We start from the raw sequence: 17,616 nt of genomic DNA, 5'->3' as shown, positions 1-17,616 counted from the left end.
ACCAGCGTGTGTGGACCGACGCGAGTCCATCGTGCAGACAGCGGGGTCGGTGTTCGCATGAGTACACGCACAGCAATTCTCGCGACGGTCGTTGCCGTGGTGACATTCTCGGCAGCGGCATACACGGTGGTCACAACCGGGCCCGACGACGATTTCGGATACGAAGGAGCCACGCTCGGTATTGCGTATTTCGGCGGAGGAGGGGACTTCGAGGGTGACGCCGGCGTGACTGCGCTGCTCGTCTAGACCTGGATGAGGGCGACTGCTGGGGTGAGGATGCCGAAGTATTCGGGCGCCAAGGGGATCAATCCGGACCATCCTGGTATGCGGCCGTAGACCATGACGACGACCGGGCCGCTGCCGGTTGGCAATACGGCGGTCCTGTCGATGGTCGGGTAGAGGCCGTCGATCGTTCCTGGTGCGGTGCCGAGGAATTCGGTGATTCCCGACTGGCCGGTCCTGAGGTTGACCCATCCTGCGTGGAGTTCCGACGGCTCGTACTCCAGCCAGCGCTGCACGACGGTGATGGAGCGGGCCGAGTGATCGATGACGGCGTCGACCCGCGATCCGGGAAATCCGCCCGTCGGGTGGGCGAGGTTGACGGTGTCGACGGTGCCTGCGACAGGTGTGGGCGCGGTGGCCAGCGCAGCGATCTCGGCCGGTACGCCGGCCGAGCGCAGGGCCGAAACCGGATCGACGGCCGGGTTTGCGTGCGCAACGGCGCCGGCGCCGAACCCGACGAAGATGGCCATGACTGCGGCCGCGACCATTGCCGCGACCTTGCCGAGTCGAATCATCAGTCTCCGATCCTCGCTGCACTCGCACCCGAACCCGAACCCGGGTGAGCACTTCTCAGTGTGACGTGTGGGCTCGGCCTGGTGGTTCATTGTGACGGGATCGTTGTGCAGAATCGGCCCAACTCAGGGAGCGACCAGACATATGGGACCCACCGGAACTGCAGGGTTGACGTCGATGGTCGCGATCGGTCCGCCCGCCGAGGTCTGGTAGGCCATCAGTGAGTGTTCACCGGGTGCGGTGGGTGTCACCAGAGTGAACTTGTGCCCGAGAATCGTTGGTGAGTACCAGTATCCGTCGAACTGCCACATGAATTCCTCGATGGGCATCACCATGCTGTAATCCATCGGCCCGATGTCCGTTCGAGGCTCCGAGAAGCTCTCGGTTCGAGCGACCGCGACATAGGTGCATCCGACGCCGTACTGGGTTGTCGGTCCGAAGCTCAGCCCGGGGAGGATGTCGAGTGAGACGACCTCTGCGGACGCGTTCGGGGCAGCGAACACCGCCGCGCCTGCGCAGGCAGCGAGGACGGTGGCATAGCGGGCAAGCCGGATCATTTTCATTCCACTTGGTCGGTTCGAGGCCGGCGCGTGTTACACAGATCATTGCGGAACGTCTTCGTCGGTGGGCTCACGCCCGCCCGAACGCCAGCGCGACGTTGTGCCCGCCGAAACCGATGGACGTGCTGAGGGCGTAGTCGATGTTCTGCTGACGACGATGAGTCACCACATCCAGGTCGATTGCTGGATCTAGGTTTTCGAGGTTCAGTGTGGGCGGCACTTCGGCGTGCTCGATGGTCAGCATGGTCAGGATTGCTTCGAGCGCACCGACTGCGCCGATCGAGTGTCCTAGAGCAGATTTCGGCGCATAGACCGATGCATGCCTCGCTACGGCTGCAATGGCGGTGGCCTCGGATGCATCGCCGATCGGTGTCGCGGTGGCATGGGCGTTCACGTGCGTGATGTCCGTGTTCTCCAGACCTGCGACGTGTAAGGCCTTGGTCATGGCCTTGCGAATTCCGTTGCCCTCCGGGTCCGGGGCCACGATGTGGTAGCCGTCGGAGGTGATGCCCGCACCGAGCAGTCGACCATGAATGCGAGCGCCGCGTGCGCGTGCATGCTCTTCCGATTCCACGATCATCAGCGCCCCTGCTTCGCCGAACACGAATCCGTCGCGGTCTCGGTCGAACGGTCGTGACGCCCGCGTCGGTTCGTCATTGCGCGTGCTCATCGCTCGCATCATCGAAAAGCTTGCGATGGGAACCGCGTCGATGTTCCCTTCGACGCCACCCGCGACGACGACGTCGGCTTCCCCGGTCGAAACGAGTCGCCATGCATGAGCCAATGCCTCGGATCCCGACGAGCACGCAGACACGGGTGTGAATACTCCGGCCTTGGCGCCGATCTCGAGGCCGATGTGTGCGGCAGGCCCGTTGGGCATCACCATCGGAACCGACATGGGCGAGACCTTCCGGTGTCCGCCGGCGCGCATGGCGTCGACCGCGCCGATCAGCGCGTCGCCGCCGCCCAGCCCTGTTCCGACGGCGACTGCCAGTCGGTCTCTGTCCATGTCTTCGAGTCCCGCGTCTACCCACAGCCGCCGGCCGAGGATGACGGCCAATTGTTCGACGAACGACAGCCGTCGACGCTCGACACGCGTCAACTGGTCGGCCGGATCGAACTGTAGAACGCCGCCGATTCGGACTGGCAGGTCGTACTCGGAGACGAAGTCGCGTTCCAGCTTTCCGATTCCGCTGTGGCCGTCGAGCAACAGCTTCCAGGTCTCGTCGGCGTCGTCCGCCAGCGCTGTCGTGGCGGTGTATCCGGTGATGACGGCGTTGCGGGCCAGAGTTTGTGTAGCGATCGGTTCACTCATGCGTTCCATGAGTACATGTAGCGACCGGTACAGTCAACCTGTGGCGCGGCCAATGGATCAGCAGAAGCGAGCGGTACTCCTCGCCGAGGTAGTGGACTACATCGGGACGCATGGGCTCGATAATCTGACCCTTCGGCCTCTCGCTGCAGCGCTCGGAACGAGCTCGCGCATGCTGATCTATTACTTCGAGTCGCGCGAGAATCTGATCGTGCAAGCGCTCGCGAGTCAGCGACCCGCATTCTCGGAAATGTTCGGCGACGTCCACGACGCCAGCGGCCTGCGAACCCGACTGAGTGAGCTGTGGACATCGATGACGGTAGGCGACGACGTCGTCAGTTCACGAATCCTGATGCAGGTCATCGGAATCGGATCGATCAACAGTGGTGTGCTCGGTGATTTCGCGGCAGCCACAGTGCATTCGCTCACCGATGCACTCGCTGAGTCTCTCCGAAGGTGTGGATTCGACGATGCCTTGGAGCGTGCGACGGTGTTGGGCGCGGCATTCCGTGGTCTTCTTGTCGACCGGTTCGCCACTGGCGATGTAAACCGAACCGACGCCGCAGCTGCAGCGCTCTTCGAGAGCGTTGCCGCTCGGTAGCGGGCTGCTGCGTATGCCTGTCCAGGCAACCCGGGCGGTTCTCGCGTTCTGCGCGGCATTGCTGTTGGTGTGGTCGATTCTTCGTGTCACCGGCGACGATCTCGGGCCTCGCACGACGAAGCGTGTGGCCGTGCTGTTGCCGGTCGGTGGCATCGTGGCGACGGCCTGTGGTGTGGGACCGGCATGGTTGTCCGACTTCACCACCCGGCCGTACGTAGCAGTGGCGTCAACTCTCGTTGTGGTGCTTGTTCTTTCGGCCACCTTCATGGCAGCGAGGGTGTGGGCGCTCGGAGGGATTACTTCGTCGGCATCTTTTGGGCGATCGCCCACCGGTTCCGCGTGAACGGCCCGTTCACGGAGGTGTAGGTAGTGACGGTGGTAGCGGTACGGAACTTCTGTTGTCGCCGAACGAGTGTCGAAGGACATCGACGGCGCCGTGGAGTGCGGGTGAGGGATTGGCAGGGTCCCAGGCCATCCCGATTCGGAGGGTGCGCGCAGGCCCGGCCAGCGGGAGGTAGTGGACGCCGTCCATCGTGAGCAGTCGGGTGGACGCGACGACGACGGCAACGCCGACGCCCGCGCCCACCATCGCGAGCAGGCTGTAGGGGTCGGGTGCCTCGTGCGCGATCGTGGGGAGAAAGTCGGCGTCGGCGCACATGGCCAGTGTCGCGGCGCGCACTATCGACCCGTGCTCTGCCGGATAGAACACGAACCGATCGTCCACCAGTTCGCCCGGGTCGACCTCACGCGCCCCGGCCAGTCGATGCCCCGCCGGGACGGCCAAGATGAGCGTCTCGTCGCTCACGGTCACGGAGGCCAGGTGAGGCGGTGCAGGCAGGCCCACGATTCCCATGTCCAGTGTGCCGTCGGCTAAGCCGTCGATGACTTCCCCCGAGTACATCTGAGGCCGAAGGAGCAGGTCGATACCCGGGTGAGTGTCCGCGATGGATCGGGCGAGACGCGAGAGGGCCTGATAGCCGCTCGCTCCACCGAAGCCGATTCGGACCGAACCCAGTTCGCCGGTCCGCGCAGACCGGGCCACACTGCGAATGACATCCAGTTGAGCATTGACCATTCGCACGGGTTCCAGCAGTGCTGTGCCGGCGTCGGTGAGCTGCACCGAGCGGGTGGTTCGGGTGAACAACTCGGTGCCGAGTTCGCGTTCGAGTGCGCGAACCGTCTGGCTCAGGGGTGACTGTGCGACGTGGAGCCTGTCTGCTGCGCGGCCGAAGTGCAGTTCTTCAGCAACGGCGAGAAACGCCTCGAGGTGCCGCAGCTCCATGTTTTCCCCCCGCGAATGGCACAAATTCAGCATCAAGACTGTGTGCTACTCAATTGCGTTCAATTACGTCTTGGACTCTACAAGATCGGTCGTGAATAGTGATCTGTATCGCATTCGGCAGACAAGTAGGACACCCATCACAACGTCAGGACACTCGAGTGACTCTCCCAGAACACGGTGACGGCGCCGCGGCGCCGATTCACGATGTGAAGAAGGCGCGCAAGGCCGGCATCACGGCATTCGCGGGCACGACGATCGAATGGTTCGACTTCTACATCTATGGGACCGCTTCGGCGCTTGTGCTGGGCAAGTTGTTCTTCCCTGATGCCTCGCCTGCGGTCGGCACTCTCGCTGCCTTCGCCACGTTTGCTGTCGGGTTCCTCGCGCGTCCGCTCGGCGGCATAATCTTCGGCCACTTCGGCGACAAGTTCGGCCGTAAGAACGCCGTTGTCATCACGCTGGCGATGATGGGCGTAGGCACGGTCGGAGTAGGGCTGCTACCCACTTACGAGACCATCGGCATCTGGGCGCCGATCGCGCTGGTCACGCTTCGTGTGGTGCAAGGAATCGCTATGGGTGGTGAGTGGGGTGGTGCCGTCCTCATCGCCACCGAGTTCGCTCCACCCAAGAAGAAGGTCCTCTACGGCGCGTTCGCGCAGCAGGGTTCGCCCGTCGGCAACCTGATGGCGACCGTCGCCTTCCTCGCCTTGACCGCGATGTCGGACAGCGTCTTCGAATCATGGGGTTGGCGTATACCTTTCGTCGCGTCGGCGCTGCTGGTCGTCATCGCCCTCTACATCCGTCTGCACATCTCCGAGACTCCTGAGATGCAGAAGGCGGTCGCGAAGCAGGAGCGAACACGTTTGCCGCTGGTCCAGGTGCTACGTTCGCACCCGATCGAGTTGGTCCTGGGCGTCGGGGCCGTGGTCGCCGGCGTTGCTATCACGTACGTCAAAACCACGTTCGCGTTGTCGTGGGCGACGACGGATCTCGGTTTCGACCGCGGAGATTTTCTCCTGGTTATCACCTTTGCTTTGGTCGCGCAGGTCATCATCCAACCTTTCGGCGCCATCCTTGCGACCAAGATCGACCCGTCGAGGGCGATCAAATGGATGCTGTTGCCCGAGTTGGTGCTACTGCCGCTGATGTTCTTCCTCATCCAGACCGGGTCGGTGGCGTGGGCCATGGTCGGCATGATCCTGGCCACCGCACCGCACGCCATGTACTACGCGGCTCTCGCGGGCATCTTGGCGCAAGTGTTCCCGACCAACGTCCGGTACACCGGGATCTCCCTGTCCTACCAGTTCTCGACGGCGATCTTCGCCGGTACCGCCCCGTTGCTCTCGCAATTCCTTCTCACTGCCACCGGCTCGATCTGGGTGGTCGTCGGTCTCGGGCTGTTCTACGTCCTGTTGTCGGTTGTCTGCATGACGGCGCTGCTGCGCCGGGGCAAGCGGCTCGCACTGATCGCGGCAGACGACCCGTCGACACCACCGGCACTCAGCACCACCGGAAAGGCCTGAGCAATGAACTACGCACGCCGTGACCCTGCGCTCCACGCCGTTGTCCGTCGCTGGACCGACGGGGACGATCGAGTGAAGCTCGACGCCCTGCTCGACACCCTGGGAGAGGACGCGGCGGGGAGACTCGATGCTCTCGCCGCCGTCGCGGACAAGAACCCGCCGGTGCTCCGCCAGTTCGACCGCGACGGCATCCGTGTCGACGACATCGACTATCACCCTGCGTATCTCGAACTGTGCGACGCTGCCTACAGTCGATACGGCCTCTCGGCTCTCTCGCACCGAGGATTGCACGGCTGGGATGCGGCCCCTCCGCACTTGGTTAAGTATTTGGCGTCCTACGTGTTCGTTCAAGCAGAGTTCGGCCTTGCCTGCCCCGTGTCGATGACCGACGCAGCAGCGCGTGTTCTGAAGTTGTTCGGAGATCCTGATGTCTTCGATCGGTGGATCGACGGTCTCACTTCCACCGATCCGGCCACCTCGATGACCGGCGCGATGTTCATGACCGAACCGCAAGCGGGAACCGACATTGCGATGACCGAGACCGTGGCCGAGTCGCGCAACGGTGAATGGCGCCTCACGGGCAAGAAGTGGTTCGCGTCCAACCCCGACGCCGACGTGATCGTGACGCTCGCCAGGTTCCCCGGCGGCGAGGACGGTTCCACCAGGGGGGTGGGCATGTTCATGGTGCCGAAGACACTCGCCGACGGCACACGCAACAGCTATACGATCGACCGCCTCAAGGACAAGATGGGCACCAGGTCGATGCCGAGTGGCGAGGTCACTCTTGCCGGAGCGTTCGCGCTCCAGGTGGGGCAGCTGGACCGGGGGTTTCTGCAGATGGCAGAGATGGTCAACACGTCGAGACTGTCGAATGCGATGCGCGCCAGTGCTCTGATGCGCAGGTCGGTTCGTGACGCCGTCGACCACACACGTCAACGAATCGTGTTCGGTAAACCCCTGTTCGAGCATTCGCTGATGCGTGCCACCCTGCTCGAGCTCTGCCTGGAATCGGAGGCATCCCTGGCGATGGTCGGCTACAGCGCGCAGTGCTTGCAGTCAGCTGACGGCGGCGATCCCGCTGCGAAGCAGCTGATTCGCGTACTGACGCCGCTGGCAAAGCATTTCATCTGCAAGAAGGCGCGCGTGGTCACCGGGGAGGCGATGGAGGTGCGGGGCGGAAACGGATACATCGAGGAGTGGGCGCATGCGCGTTTGGTGCGCGATTCGCACCTCGGTTCCATCTGGGAGGGTTCGAGCAACGTCATCGCACTGGATGTGTTGCGGTGCTTGCGAAAGTTCGACGCGCACCGGCACATTGCCGCCGCCATGACGTCGATGCTGACCGACCTCGGATCCGAGTGCGCAGACGGCCGGGCGGTTCTGGTCGACGCGTGGGAACAACTTGTCGAGAGAGGCGACCGTCTGTTGGCTGGTTCGAACGACGCAGCCGAGGCCGGGTGTGCGCGGTACGCGAACGCGCTCGCGCAGACGATCATGCAGACCTTGTTGTTCGACCTGGCAGACCATTCCATCACCACCACGGGTGACTACCGCGGACTGTTGGTGGCCAACGCATACCTCGACCGTTCGGACGACGTCTCGGCCGAAGCGCTGCGCCATCTCGAGGCTGTCGCGGACGGAACCTCCGTCGATCGTGAATCCGCACTGCACGTCAGCTCTTTGGCGGCTTCGACGGTGGGTGCGCTGCGATGAACAACGCCACCCGTCAGGGGCCGGCACCGCTGGCCGGTATCAAGGTGCTCGATCTGTCGAAGATCCTCGCCGGACCGTACGCCACCATGTCCCTGGGTGATCTGGGTGCAGAGGTGACCAAGATCGAGCATCCCGACGGCGGCGACCCGACTCGCGCGTGGGGACCACCGTTCGTCGGCGATGACGCCGCCTATTACCTCGCGATCAACCGTGGGAAGAAGTCGGTTACGGTCGACCTGAAGTCGGACGAGGGGCAGGCGGTGATTCACCGCATGCTTGCTGAATCCGACATCGTGGTCGAGAACTTCAAGCCCGGCAGTGGTTTACAGAAGATCTTCGATTACCGAGCACTGTCCGAGCGGCACCCCCACCTCATCGTGTTGCACATCTCGGCCTTCGGCGACGAAGGACCACTGCGTGACGAACCGGGCTACGACATTCTCGCCCAGGCAGCAGGTGGGCTGATGTCTCTCACCGGCGAGCCGGGCGGCGCGCCGGTCAAAGCCGGCTTTGCGATGGGTGATCTGGGCGCCGGCCTGTTCGGCACGATCGGTATTCTCGCTGCTCTGCACGAACGTTCGCGGACGGGTAGAGGGCAGTACGTCACGACCTCGCTCTACGAGTGCCAATTGGCGCTGCACGTGAACTGGGCGACGAGCTACTTCGCCACCCGGGAGCGGCCGGTCGCCATGGGGTCGGCACATCTCAACCTTGTTCCCTATCAGGCATTTCCTGCGTCGGACGGGCATTTCGTCGTCGCAGTCGGCAACGACACTCAATGGGGACAGTTGTGCCGTGCCATCGGACGCGACGATCTGGGGGCGGATCCGCGGTTTCTGCACAACCGCGACCGTGTCGACAATCGCGACGCTCTCGAGAAAGAGTTGTCGTCGGTGTTCGTCACGGCGTCGGTCGAGTACTGGTGTTCGCAGCTCAACGCTCATGCGGTTCCCGTGTCGCCGATCCTGCATCTCGACGAGATCTACGAACACCCGCATACCGCAGCATTGGGGATGGTGGAGACCGTGCAGCACCCGTCGATCGGCCCGCTCGAGCAGGTAGCGTCGCCGATCAGTTTCGGGGGAGTTCGGCCCACGATGGCAAGCGCCCCTCCCGAACTCGGCGCCGACACCGACGAGGTCATGGCCAAATTCTCGGAGGACCGTCACCTCTGACGACTGTCACCTATTACGGACGTCGCCGACGCGAAGACTCGCGAACTCTCTTGCCGAACGAAACGCACAACATACGGAGGAATCTTGTCCGCTCTTGTCTCGATGGAAAAATTGTTCGGTCTCGATTCGCTTCTCGAACCCGAAGAGATCGAAATTCGTTCTGCGGTGCGGAAGTTCGCGTCGGATCGAATCCGGCCACACGTCGCCCAGTGGTTCGAGGAGGGCACCCTGCCTGCGCGGGACCTTGCCAAGGAGCTGGGGTCCCTGGGCGTTCTGGGAATGCACCTCGAGGGATACGACTGTGCCGGGATGAGTGCTACGGCTTACGGTCTGGCATGCCTGGAGTTGGAAGCCGTCGACTCCGGTATCCGTAGCCTGGTGTCGGTGCAGGGTTCACTGGCGATGTTCGCACTTCACCGGTGGGGCAGCGAGGAGCAGAAGCAGACGTGGCTGCCGCCCATGGCGCGCGGGGAGGCCATCGGCTGTTTCGGGCTCACCGAGCCGGACTTCGGATCCAACCCCGCCGGTATGAGAACCAATGCGAAGAGAGACGGCGACGACTGGATTCTCAACGGTACGAAGATGTGGATCACCAACGGCTCGATCGCTGACGTCGCCGTGGTCTGGGCCCAAACAGACGAAGGTATTCGGGGATTCGTCGTTCCGACCGACACCCCGGGCTTCTCCGCGCCGGAGATCAAGAAGAAGGTCTCGCTCCGTGCGTCGAATACCTCCGAACTCGTTCTGGACGGTGTGCGATTGCCGGCGTCGGCGATGCTCCCGACCGCTCAGGGCTTGCGCGGCCCGCTGAGTTGTCTCAACGAAGCCCGCTTCGGGATCGTGTTCGGCTCGATCGGCGCAGCGCGTGACTGCCTGGAAACGGCCGTCGAATACTCGATGTCCCGTGAAGTGTTCGACAAGCCCCTCGCCGGTTATCAGCTGACGCAGGCCAAGATCGCAGATATGACGCTTGAGGTCGGCAAAGGTCATCTCTTGGCGTACCAGTTGGGTCGGCTCAAGGACAGTGGCGGTCTCACTCCGGAGCAGGTCAGTACGGGCAAGCTCAACAACGTCCGCGAAGCGATCGACGTGGCACGGACGTGTCGGACCATCCTCGGAGCGAACGGCATAACACTGGAATATCCAGTGATGAGGCACGCCAACAACCTCGAATCCGTGCTGACCTATGAGGGCACTACGGAGATGCACCAACTCACCATCGGCAGGGCAATGACGGGAGAAGCGGCGTTCCGATAACCGCGACAGCGCACGAGGGCGCGACGACGATCAGAGCCTGTACACCGATTCGTACTCGTACCACGGGCCGTCGAGGTGAGTGAAGGAGCTGTCCTCGCTGGAGGATCCGGTCGGTGGATGGTCCGGTGAGTACACCCAGCCGCTCGTGAAGCTGAAGAAGACGGTCGAGTTGTCGACGAAGTAGACCTCGCCTGGCGTGTAGCTGGTCGCGTCTGATGTCGAAGGGCCCGATCTCGAACTCGTCGCGGGACGTGCCGGGGTTCTCCCGAAGGTCGACGGCGATGGCTTCGAACTCGGCGCGCTTGTCGAGGAATGTGGTGGAAGGTCCCCACACCACGAACGCGAAAGCGCTGAGGACGACAATGGGCGCAGGCACTACCCACCAGGACCACCGGCGGTCGCGGCCCAGCACGTACAGGGTTCGGATGGCCCAGATCAGTCCGGTGACGGCCAGGACTGCGAGGACGACCAGGTGGGCGAGTAGCGGGTCGAGCCAGGTGTGCGCGCCGAACGGCGACGGCCAGAAGTTTCGCTTGACGCAGATCCACACCGCGGCGGCAACCGTCACGAAGGTCAGGAGTATCGGGCCAGGCGGCTTGGCTAGGGTCGGCTCGGCCGTCAGCCGCCGATAGACCCAACTGTCGAGCGATGTCCTTCGCGCCATCGAGTCAGCGTATCGGGGTGCAGTCCGCGCGCGTACCGGTTGGAGGATGGATAGGGCCCTGGCGCCCGCGGCAGCTCAAGCCGAAAACTCCCATTGCAAATGGCCGTCGCTCATGTCGTGACGCCATCCTCCGTCGAACGGAGCACCTGTCTCGAGACTCGTTGCAAGGTCGTCGAGCAACGCGCTAACGGAAAGCCATTGCGGCCCGGACTCATCGGAGTTCACCTTGTCGAACACAGTGATGCAGCCGTTCATCTCACCCGGTCTGGTGTCCACGAACAGGAAGTAGCCGTCCAATCCCGCAATCGGAATGAACTCGTCGAGGAAGGTCCACGCGTATTCGCCTGCGATCTTGGAGATCACACGGTCGGGATCGTTCTCGGCATCACCGGTCTGCCAAATATCAGTCATCATTTCGCGCTGGTCGAGCATCGCATCGAGACCGAACAACTCGTAGTTGGGCAACAACGCCATCCACGGCTCGCGTGGGAGGCCGTCGACGCAGCGGAACAGTTCGACGAGCTCGCTCGGCCATTCCACTCCGGTTCGCTTCTGGGCATCGGCAATGCGAGACTCACCGGCTCCTTCGATGATGTAACTCGGCACATTCTTTTCGAACCAAGCAGTGATCCGTTTCCACTGCCGTACGACGCTCGACGGCTCGGTCGCATTCCGGACCGCAGGTCGTGATGCACTGATGGCAGCGGCAGCCACACGTTCGACTGCTCGGTTCCGTTCACCCTGTATTCCGTCGAGCACCACCTGTGCAAGATCCGCGTCCGACAAAGCGCGATCACCAAAACCTTTGACCCAGGCGAACTCTGCACCCAAGGACACGAAGATCGGCGCCGACGGACCGGCGTCGGGCGTCTCGCGTTGCAACAAGGTAAGGCCGGCGTCGACCAGGGCGTGCAACGCGTCGGCCCGGTTGGTCTCGCACCCGCTGGTCAGCACAGACGCGCCCGGTGTCGACGTCGGGCACGCGACCTGCCATCGGGTCTCGGCGTCGGGATTCGGCGACGCGTGTGCGGATACGTCGATGCGCGCTGGTCGGCCCTGATCGAGCATCATCGCTGGGGTGAGCTCGAAGAGATGCTGCTCCAGACCAGTGTCTTCACGGAACCGTCGAAACATTCGATAGGTGATCTCGGAGGGCAGGATGATCTGCGCAAGGTCTGCGAACTCGTCGTGCACGACGCCGTCCGGCGTCTCGACGCGCAGCAACGCCGCCGCGATGAATGTTCCGGACGACTCGAGGGTCCACCCGTTCGGAACGTGATCAGTCGGGGGACGGTACGCGAGGTCGATGCTCACCGCGACCTGACCGGGCCGGGCAGCACTGACGTTGACACCTGTATCCGACGCCGCAACGACCGATGCTGGGTCGGGAACCGCGTCCACCCGGTGCCCGGTCGATACCAGTGAGTACCAACCATCGGGTACGTCAACAGTCACCGTCTTCACAGTGCGTCTCCCCGGAGCAAACTGTGTACGTGCATGTCATGCCACCCATCTACGTGACGTGCGGACCTGCGCCGGACGCCTTCGGTCTGAAATCGAGCCGTATGCGCAACGCGACACGATGCGACCCCGGACAATGCCCCATCCGGGAGCGAAGGTTCTACAAGGATGGGCACGGGAGCAATCTTGGTACAGCGTCGTCGATCGAGCAACGCCGACCGGCCGGCCCTTCGGGGGACGATGTCCGACGTTCTCGATTCGGAATCGGGATGGAACGCATCCGAGTTCGGCTGGCTGTGTTCGGCAGCGGTTGCGAACACCTGCGCCGATCGGCAAGATCATCGCCAGCGTCGCGTGTCGATGACGGACAGCGTCAGGCATGGAGGCGTGGAACTGCCGGGAGGCAGACTCTTATGTGCGTTGCGTTCGATCACACCATTGTCGTATCGAAGGACCGAGCGGCATCTGCTTCGTTCTTCCGTTCGTTGTTCGACTTACCAGAGGCACCGTCGTGGGGGCCGTTCACGAACGTGCAGCTCAGCGACGGGTCACTGATCCAGTTCGCGGAACCTCCGGTCGAGGAAATCCAGCCGCAGCATTACGCATTCCGCGTCAGTGACGACCTTTTCGATGTCGTCGTCGCACGGCTTACAGATCGACGAGTCAGGTTCTGGGCCGACCCCCACCACACCGAGGAGGGCCGAGTCAATCACCATCATGGCGGTATAGGCGTGTACTTCGAAGACCCGTCCGGGCATCTCATCGAAGTACTGACCCACCCCTATCTCCCGTGAGCGGAGCTCGATGAACTGCGTAGCAGCGGTGAACATCGGCCGCAGTACGTAGACGGCTCGGGACCTCGGTTGCCGCTTCCTGTCGAACTTGTTCGAGATAAACCTAATCGAGACGAGCGGATCCGATCTCCTGCGTGCCGATTGCCCCGAGCAGTTCGAGCTTTTCGTGGGTATCGGTGCCGGGCGCTCCGCGGAAGAGGACGAGCCGTTGCCCAGAGGGCGGGCTGATGACGACGTCGCATTCGCAGTCGAGTAAACCGACGCGTGGGTGCTGCAACCGCTTTCGGGTTTTCGCTGCTGTTTCGACGTCGCCGAGTTCCCAGATCCGCGTGAATTCGTCGCTCTCGCGGTGTAACTCGTCGATCAGGCTGGTTGCACGGGTGTCGTCGGGCCGCCGTGTCACTGCGACGCGGAGGTCGGCGACGTAGTTGCGGCTCAGGTGGTCTCGGTCGTTGGGCGCATACAGCGCGCGGTAGTCCGGGTCAAGGAACCAGTGCCAGATGAAGTTGGCGTGAAATCCGCTTTCGCCGACGAGTTTGCCGAGCAGCGCGATATTGAGTGAGTTCTGTCCGACGATGTTGTGCATGTCGTCGGCGATCAACGCCGGCACGCGGGGAGCGAGGGCGTCGAGGACGGTCATCAGCCCGGGGTCGGCGAACCCCAGGGCGACGGCAGGTTCGGGTGCGTGGTGTCCGGCGAGGACGTAGAGGTGGTCGCGTTCGGCGAGGGTCAGGCGTAGTGCGCGTGCGATGGCGCCGAGCATGGCCGGGGATGGCTGTGGTCCCCGGCCTTGCTCGATGCGTTCGTAGTAGTCGGTCGACATGGTCGCCAGCATCGCCACCTCGTCGCGGCGCAATCCCGGTGTTCGACGACGCGGACCGGCGGTCAGTCCCACTTCGGCGGGCCGCAGGCGGTCACGCCGGTTGCGGAGGAACGCTCCCAGTTGCTGCTGCTGGAATTGGGGCATGGCCTGGCAATCTGTGTCAGTGGCTGCGGCCGCTGAGGGCCTGGAGGACCTCGTCGTAACGGCCTTCGGCAGTGGCGTTGCGTAGCCACTTTACGCGCTCGACGAGTATTTCCTTGGCCTCGGGCTGCGCGGCGAGCAGGGACATGACCTCGTCGAGGTACTCGTCGAACGGCATGGCCGACGGGCTGTCTTCCTGGCCCATGAGCGTTGTCTGGACGGCCGGAGGTGCCAACTCGACCACACGGACAGCGGTCTCGGTGAGTTGCACGCGCAGCGATTCGGTGAACGAGTGAACGGCTGCTTTGGTCGCGCTGTAGGTGGGCGTCACGGGGAGGGGAACGAATGCAAGCCCGGAACTGACCGTCATGATCGTGGCACTCGGCTGGGCCTGCAGGTGCGGCAGGAACGCGTGGACGAGACGGATGGTGCCGAGGAGGTTGACGGTGACCGTACGTTCGGCGACGTCGATCGACGCAGGGTCGAGGAGGTTCTCGGGCTCCATGATTCCTGCCATCGTGACCAGGGTGTTCAGTGCCGGGTGCCGCTCGGTGAGGGTGGCTGCAGTGGCGGAGATGGACTCCGTGCTCGACGTGTCGATTTCGATGGTGTCGATTCCCGGATGGGCGGCTGCGATCTCGCGCAACAGCGCTGTTCGACGTCCACCGACGATGACGGTGTTGCCCTCGGCTTGGAGTCGAAGGGCCAGACCCAGGCCGATGCCCGAGGTAGCGCCGGGGATGAAGATCGTGTTGTTTCCGTCTAAGTTCATGCTTCGACTGTGCGCCCGTTCGGGCTACCGAACCACACCCTGCTTATCCCCGGACCGGCGATCCGGGTCTCGAGGCGTTCGGTGGCTCGGGAGAAACGAGAACACCGGCGGTCACCGTTGCCGATGACCGCCGGTGCCAGGTGTTCGGTCGCTCAGATTTCGCCGGTAGGCGCGGTGTCGGAGCTTCCCGAGAACAGCTGAGCGAGCAGAAGCAGAAGGGAAGGGGTGATTTCACTGGACGAAAACACTGTTGAGCTCCTCGAGAGTTGGGGTCGGTGTAGGTAGCGAGATCGGTGATCTGCCGGTACCGGCTCCATTGGTATCAGAGCCAGCACGCACCCGCGACCGGTGCGAGCATAAAAGTCTGAAAGCTTTTGTTTCGCACATGAACCGGCGGATTGTTACCGGCTGCGTATCGGGCTCCAGCGCGGTCTCCGAGCGAGTAAACGAGCGCCAGTCTGCTCATAGCCAGAGGGCGCAGTCACCTGACGTCTTTCGGCTGAGGAACGTTGCACAACCAGGTGTGGCTCAGTTCGACGGGCGGCGGGTCATCGCCGACGAGCCGGGAATCATGTCGTCGGTGACGCGGGCTTCGAACCCGAAGCGTTCGTACAGTCTCCGGCTCGCGGGAGTCGTGGATTCGAGGAAGGCCGGCGCGGAGCCGACGTGGTCCAATCGGTGCTGAATCAACGTGGTGCCGACTCCGGTGCCTCGGGCTCGTGCCGGGGGCAGCGATGTCGTGGATGTACCAGTGTGGTTCGTCAGGCCGCTGATCGTCGATCGCTCGATCATGTGCCTGTCCGGCTTCGGTGGGACTGAAGCTGTCGGATTCTTCGCGGGAGCCGGGAGGTTCCCAGATCAGTGCGCCGAGCAGCTGTCCGTCCTCGTCGACTGCGACATCGACGTGCTCGGGTTCGCTCTCGACCTCGCTTGCGTAGAACTCGGCGAGTGCGCGACGACGGGACGATGAATCGGGGAGATGCGCCGCCCACACCGGATCGTCCTCGAATGCTTCGCTGAAGATCTCACCGATTTCGCCTGCGTCAGCTGCGGTTCCGGGCCTGATCGTCGCCACGGGTGGATCCTCTCGTCTTGTGTGTGAGTCGGTACTAGTGGTCCTTCTTCAACTCGTCGGCGAGCGCGAACAGCCGACCGAAGTACTCGTCGTTCAGCACTGAGGTTGCGGCGATCTTCGCTTCGGCGTCGAGCCCGAACTGCAGGTCCACCAACTCGGCACCGATCGTGATACGCCGCTCGTCCAACTGCCGTAGCTCAGCGGACAGGGCCTCGACTTTGGTGGCGGCGTCACTGTGATCGGACATGTCTCGCATCGTAGTGGACTCGTAACCGGCAGAAGCCGAGCGCAAGTTCCGTGAGGCGGCCGCGCGCATTCACCAGGTGGTAGAGCGAATCAATGGAAGGCCCGGTCAGCGTGAGGCGACGCAACTGCACGTCGAGCCCGGCCGGGTTATGACATGCAAAGATTTGGCCGAAATTTTTACATGCACCCGAGATGTGGCAAGTTTCTTGCTACGTCCTCTCGACCTGGGCTTCTTCGGACCGCACCAGTAGTTCGAGGAAATCCCGGTTGATGGACAACCGCTTCCTCCCGATCTTCTGCTGCAGTCCTGCTTCGACGAGTGCAGCCAGCTTGCTGCGCGTCCCAGCTCGCCAGGATCTCCTGTGAGTTCATCCGGCCAGCCCGAACCGGCGGAGCCCGTCCGCAAGTTGCTCGGTGCCGCCGACGTTGCGGATGGACGGATCCATGGTCGTGCCGTCGAGAATGATGTAGCGCTTGTTCTTCACGGCGGTGAGCTGGCTTGCCACGGGGTCGGATTCGAGGAACGCGATTTTGGCGGCCGCGCTGTCTCCGTCGCCACCGCGGTCGAGGTCGGCAAGGACGAGGGCGTCGGGGTCGCGGTCGTAGACGGCCTCCCAGTTGATCTCGGGCCAGTACTGGTTGCTGTCGGCGAAGGCGTTGATGGCGCCGACCGCCGATGTCATGAGTCCGGGCGCGCCGCAGCAGCCCGCGAGGTATGGAGTGCGGGTGGCGGCGTACCACCAGGCGAGGCTGACGTCTTCGGCACCGAGATCCGTCGTCGCCTCGGCAGCCCGATCGCGCAAACTCGTGACCAGTTCTTCGCCGCGTTCCTCGACCCCGAACAGAGCGGAGACCTCACCGATCTCCGCGTAGAGGTCGTCGAGCGTCAGTGGTCGCGTCTGTTCTGCTTCCTGCCCGCTGCACTCGCTGGGAGATTGGTAGGTTGCGACACCCATCTCGTCGAACCGGTCGCGGCTGGCGATGCCTTCGGAGGTGAAGGTGTAGTCGAAGGTGGCGTAGACGAAGTCCGGGTCTCGATCGAGGACGGTTTCGAACGACGGGAACTCGGCATCGAGGGGTTCGACTTGTGAAAGCGCGTCTTCGAGCTCGGGAAGCACACCGTCGTCGCTGATTGCGTAGCCGACCATCCGGTCCTGGAGGCCGAGAGCGAGCAGTAGCTCGGCAGCGGGCTGGTTGACGGCAACCGCTCGCTCGATGGGTTCGTCGATGGTGACCGTTCGATCGCAGTTGCTCACAGACGCGGCGGCGTCGTTCTCCGTGGGTGCGTCGCCGCTGTCAGAGGAACAGGCAACTGCCGATCCGGCGATCAGGACGGCGAGAACGGTGGTGGTGAATCTGGGTGTGGCCATGCGCATGCAGGAACGCTCGCTTCGTCGGGGACTCGGGTCGCGGAGTCCGTCT

19 protein-coding genes are annotated in these 17,616 nt (G+C 63.3%); 8 read left to right on the top strand and 11 right to left on the bottom strand.

Translation table 11 applies throughout. From position 1 onward, the window contains the following. Window positions 1-57: 57 nt before the first annotated feature. Window positions 58-246 (top strand): hypothetical protein, encoded by a 189-nt coding sequence (locus CH293_RS27845; RefSeq protein ID WP_141217151.1) that lies wholly within the window; start codon window positions 58-60, stop codon window positions 244-246. Here CH293_RS27845 and CH293_RS07190 read toward each other — a convergent pair. The 3 genes from CH293_RS07190 to CH293_RS07180 all read right to left on the bottom strand — a co-directional run bounded on the left by CH293_RS07190 (window position 243) and on the right by CH293_RS07180 (window position 2,670). After that, entirely contained in the window at window positions 243-797 is a 555-nt protein-coding gene (locus CH293_RS07190) for a hypothetical protein (protein ID WP_094654959.1), read from the bottom strand. The two genes, CH293_RS27845 and CH293_RS07190, sit on opposite strands and share 4 nt — an antisense overlap. Window positions 798-920: 123 nt before the next feature. Next, window positions 921-1,352 carry a hypothetical protein gene (locus tag CH293_RS07185; RefSeq protein ID WP_080733056.1) on the bottom strand — a complete coding sequence of 144 codons (432 nt, stop codon included), beginning with the start codon at window positions 1,350-1,352 and terminating at the stop codon, window positions 921-923. A gap of 73 nt (window positions 1,353-1,425) precedes the next feature. After that, window positions 1,426-2,670: a KasA/KasB family beta-ketoacyl-ACP synthase gene (locus tag CH293_RS07180; RefSeq protein WP_052059466.1), complete on the bottom strand. Its 1,245-nt coding sequence runs from the start codon at window positions 2,668-2,670 to the stop codon at window positions 1,426-1,428. A gap of 40 nt (window positions 2,671-2,710) precedes the next feature. Between CH293_RS07180 and CH293_RS07175 the strand changes: the two genes are divergently transcribed. Both CH293_RS07175 and CH293_RS07170 read left to right on the top strand, forming a co-directional pair. Next, the gene (locus CH293_RS07175; protein WP_037111771.1) at window positions 2,711-3,268 is read left to right on the top strand and encodes a TetR/AcrR family transcriptional regulator; all 558 of its coding nucleotides are present in this window, start codon (window positions 2,711-2,713) and stop codon (window positions 3,266-3,268) included. Between the two features lie 13 nt (window positions 3,269-3,281). Beyond that, window positions 3,282-3,611: a hypothetical protein gene (locus tag CH293_RS07170; RefSeq protein ID WP_255122743.1), complete on the top strand. Its 330-nt coding sequence runs from the start codon at window positions 3,282-3,284 to the stop codon at window positions 3,609-3,611. A 9-nt stretch (window positions 3,612-3,620) separates the two neighbouring features. Here the strand turns inward: CH293_RS07170 and CH293_RS07165 are convergent, their stop codons facing one another. Next, window positions 3,621-4,550: a LysR family transcriptional regulator gene (locus CH293_RS07165; RefSeq protein ID WP_094719803.1), complete on the bottom strand. Its 930-nt coding sequence runs from the start codon at window positions 4,548-4,550 to the stop codon at window positions 3,621-3,623. A gap of 158 nt (window positions 4,551-4,708) precedes the next feature. Here CH293_RS07165 and CH293_RS07160 point away from each other — a divergent pair, with 158 nt between their 5' ends. The 4 genes from CH293_RS07160 (at window position 4,709) to CH293_RS07145 (ending at window position 10,218) form a co-directional block, all read left to right on the top strand. Continuing rightward, the gene (locus CH293_RS07160; RefSeq protein ID WP_255122742.1) at window positions 4,709-6,073 is read left to right on the top strand and encodes an MFS transporter; all 1,365 of its coding nucleotides are present in this window, start codon (window positions 4,709-4,711) and stop codon (window positions 6,071-6,073) included. A 3-nt stretch (window positions 6,074-6,076) separates the two neighbouring features. Continuing rightward, on the top strand, window positions 6,077-7,786 hold the full coding sequence (locus CH293_RS07155; RefSeq protein ID WP_094719802.1) for an acyl-CoA dehydrogenase family protein: 1,710 nt from the start codon (window positions 6,077-6,079) through the stop codon (window positions 7,784-7,786). Beyond that, window positions 7,783-8,961, top strand: coding sequence for a CaiB/BaiF CoA-transferase family protein (locus CH293_RS07150; protein WP_094719801.1), 1,179 nt, complete (start codon window positions 7,783-7,785; stop codon window positions 8,959-8,961). Before CH293_RS07155 ends, CH293_RS07150 begins: the two co-directional genes overlap by 4 nt. Window positions 8,962-9,045: 84 nt before the next feature. Next, window positions 9,046-10,218: an acyl-CoA dehydrogenase family protein gene (locus tag CH293_RS07145; RefSeq protein WP_094719800.1), complete on the top strand. Its 1,173-nt coding sequence runs from the start codon at window positions 9,046-9,048 to the stop codon at window positions 10,216-10,218. Here the strand turns inward: CH293_RS07145 and CH293_RS07140 are convergent. Continuing rightward, window positions 10,175-10,882: a hypothetical protein gene (locus CH293_RS07140; RefSeq protein WP_255122741.1), complete on the bottom strand. Its 708-nt coding sequence runs from the start codon at window positions 10,880-10,882 to the stop codon at window positions 10,175-10,177. The two genes, CH293_RS07145 and CH293_RS07140, sit on opposite strands and share 44 nt — an antisense overlap. 75 nt (window positions 10,883-10,957) lie before the next feature. Then, window positions 10,958-12,337 (bottom strand): SMI1/KNR4 family protein, encoded by a 1,380-nt coding sequence (locus CH293_RS07135; RefSeq protein ID WP_141217150.1) that lies wholly within the window; start codon window positions 12,335-12,337, stop codon window positions 10,958-10,960. 419 nt (window positions 12,338-12,756) lie between these two features. Here CH293_RS07135 and CH293_RS07125 point away from each other — a divergent pair, with 419 nt between their 5' ends. Continuing rightward, window positions 12,757-13,137 (top strand): VOC family protein, encoded by a 381-nt coding sequence (locus CH293_RS07125; protein ID WP_094719798.1) that lies wholly within the window; start codon window positions 12,757-12,759, stop codon window positions 13,135-13,137. Window positions 13,138-13,240: 103 nt separating this feature from the next. On the opposite strand, the gene CH293_RS07120 is transcribed toward CH293_RS07125, so the two are convergent. From CH293_RS07120 to CH293_RS07100, 5 genes are all read right to left on the bottom strand, one after another. Continuing rightward, window positions 13,241-14,104 carry a helix-turn-helix transcriptional regulator gene (locus CH293_RS07120; protein WP_094719797.1) on the bottom strand — a complete coding sequence of 288 codons (864 nt, stop codon included), beginning with the start codon at window positions 14,102-14,104 and terminating at the stop codon, window positions 13,241-13,243. Window positions 14,105-14,120: 16 nt separating this feature from the next. Then, the gene (locus CH293_RS07115; protein ID WP_094719796.1) at window positions 14,121-14,873 is read right to left on the bottom strand and encodes an SDR family oxidoreductase; all 753 of its coding nucleotides are present in this window, start codon (window positions 14,871-14,873) and stop codon (window positions 14,121-14,123) included. A 481-nt stretch (window positions 14,874-15,354) separates the two neighbouring features. Then, the gene (locus CH293_RS07110) at window positions 15,355-15,948 is read right to left on the bottom strand and encodes a GNAT family N-acetyltransferase (RefSeq protein ID WP_255122740.1); all 594 of its coding nucleotides are present in this window, start codon (window positions 15,946-15,948) and stop codon (window positions 15,355-15,357) included. A 34-nt stretch (window positions 15,949-15,982) separates the two neighbouring features. Then, a complete protein-coding gene (locus CH293_RS07105; RefSeq protein ID WP_020110622.1) occupies window positions 15,983-16,195 on the bottom strand; it encodes a hypothetical protein in 213 nt (70 codons plus the stop codon). A 367-nt stretch (window positions 16,196-16,562) separates the two neighbouring features. After that, the gene (locus CH293_RS07100; protein ID WP_094719795.1) at window positions 16,563-17,570 is read right to left on the bottom strand and encodes an ABC transporter substrate-binding protein; all 1,008 of its coding nucleotides are present in this window, start codon (window positions 17,568-17,570) and stop codon (window positions 16,563-16,565) included. Window positions 17,571-17,616 lie beyond the last annotated feature (46 nt).

Source organism: Rhodococcus sp. 14-2470-1b (genome assembly GCF_002259415.1).
GTDB lineage: Bacteria > Actinomycetota > Actinomycetes > Mycobacteriales > Mycobacteriaceae > Rhodococcoides.
Note: the sequence above shows the minus strand (reverse complement) of the source record. Positions and strands in the feature narration are given on the sequence as shown.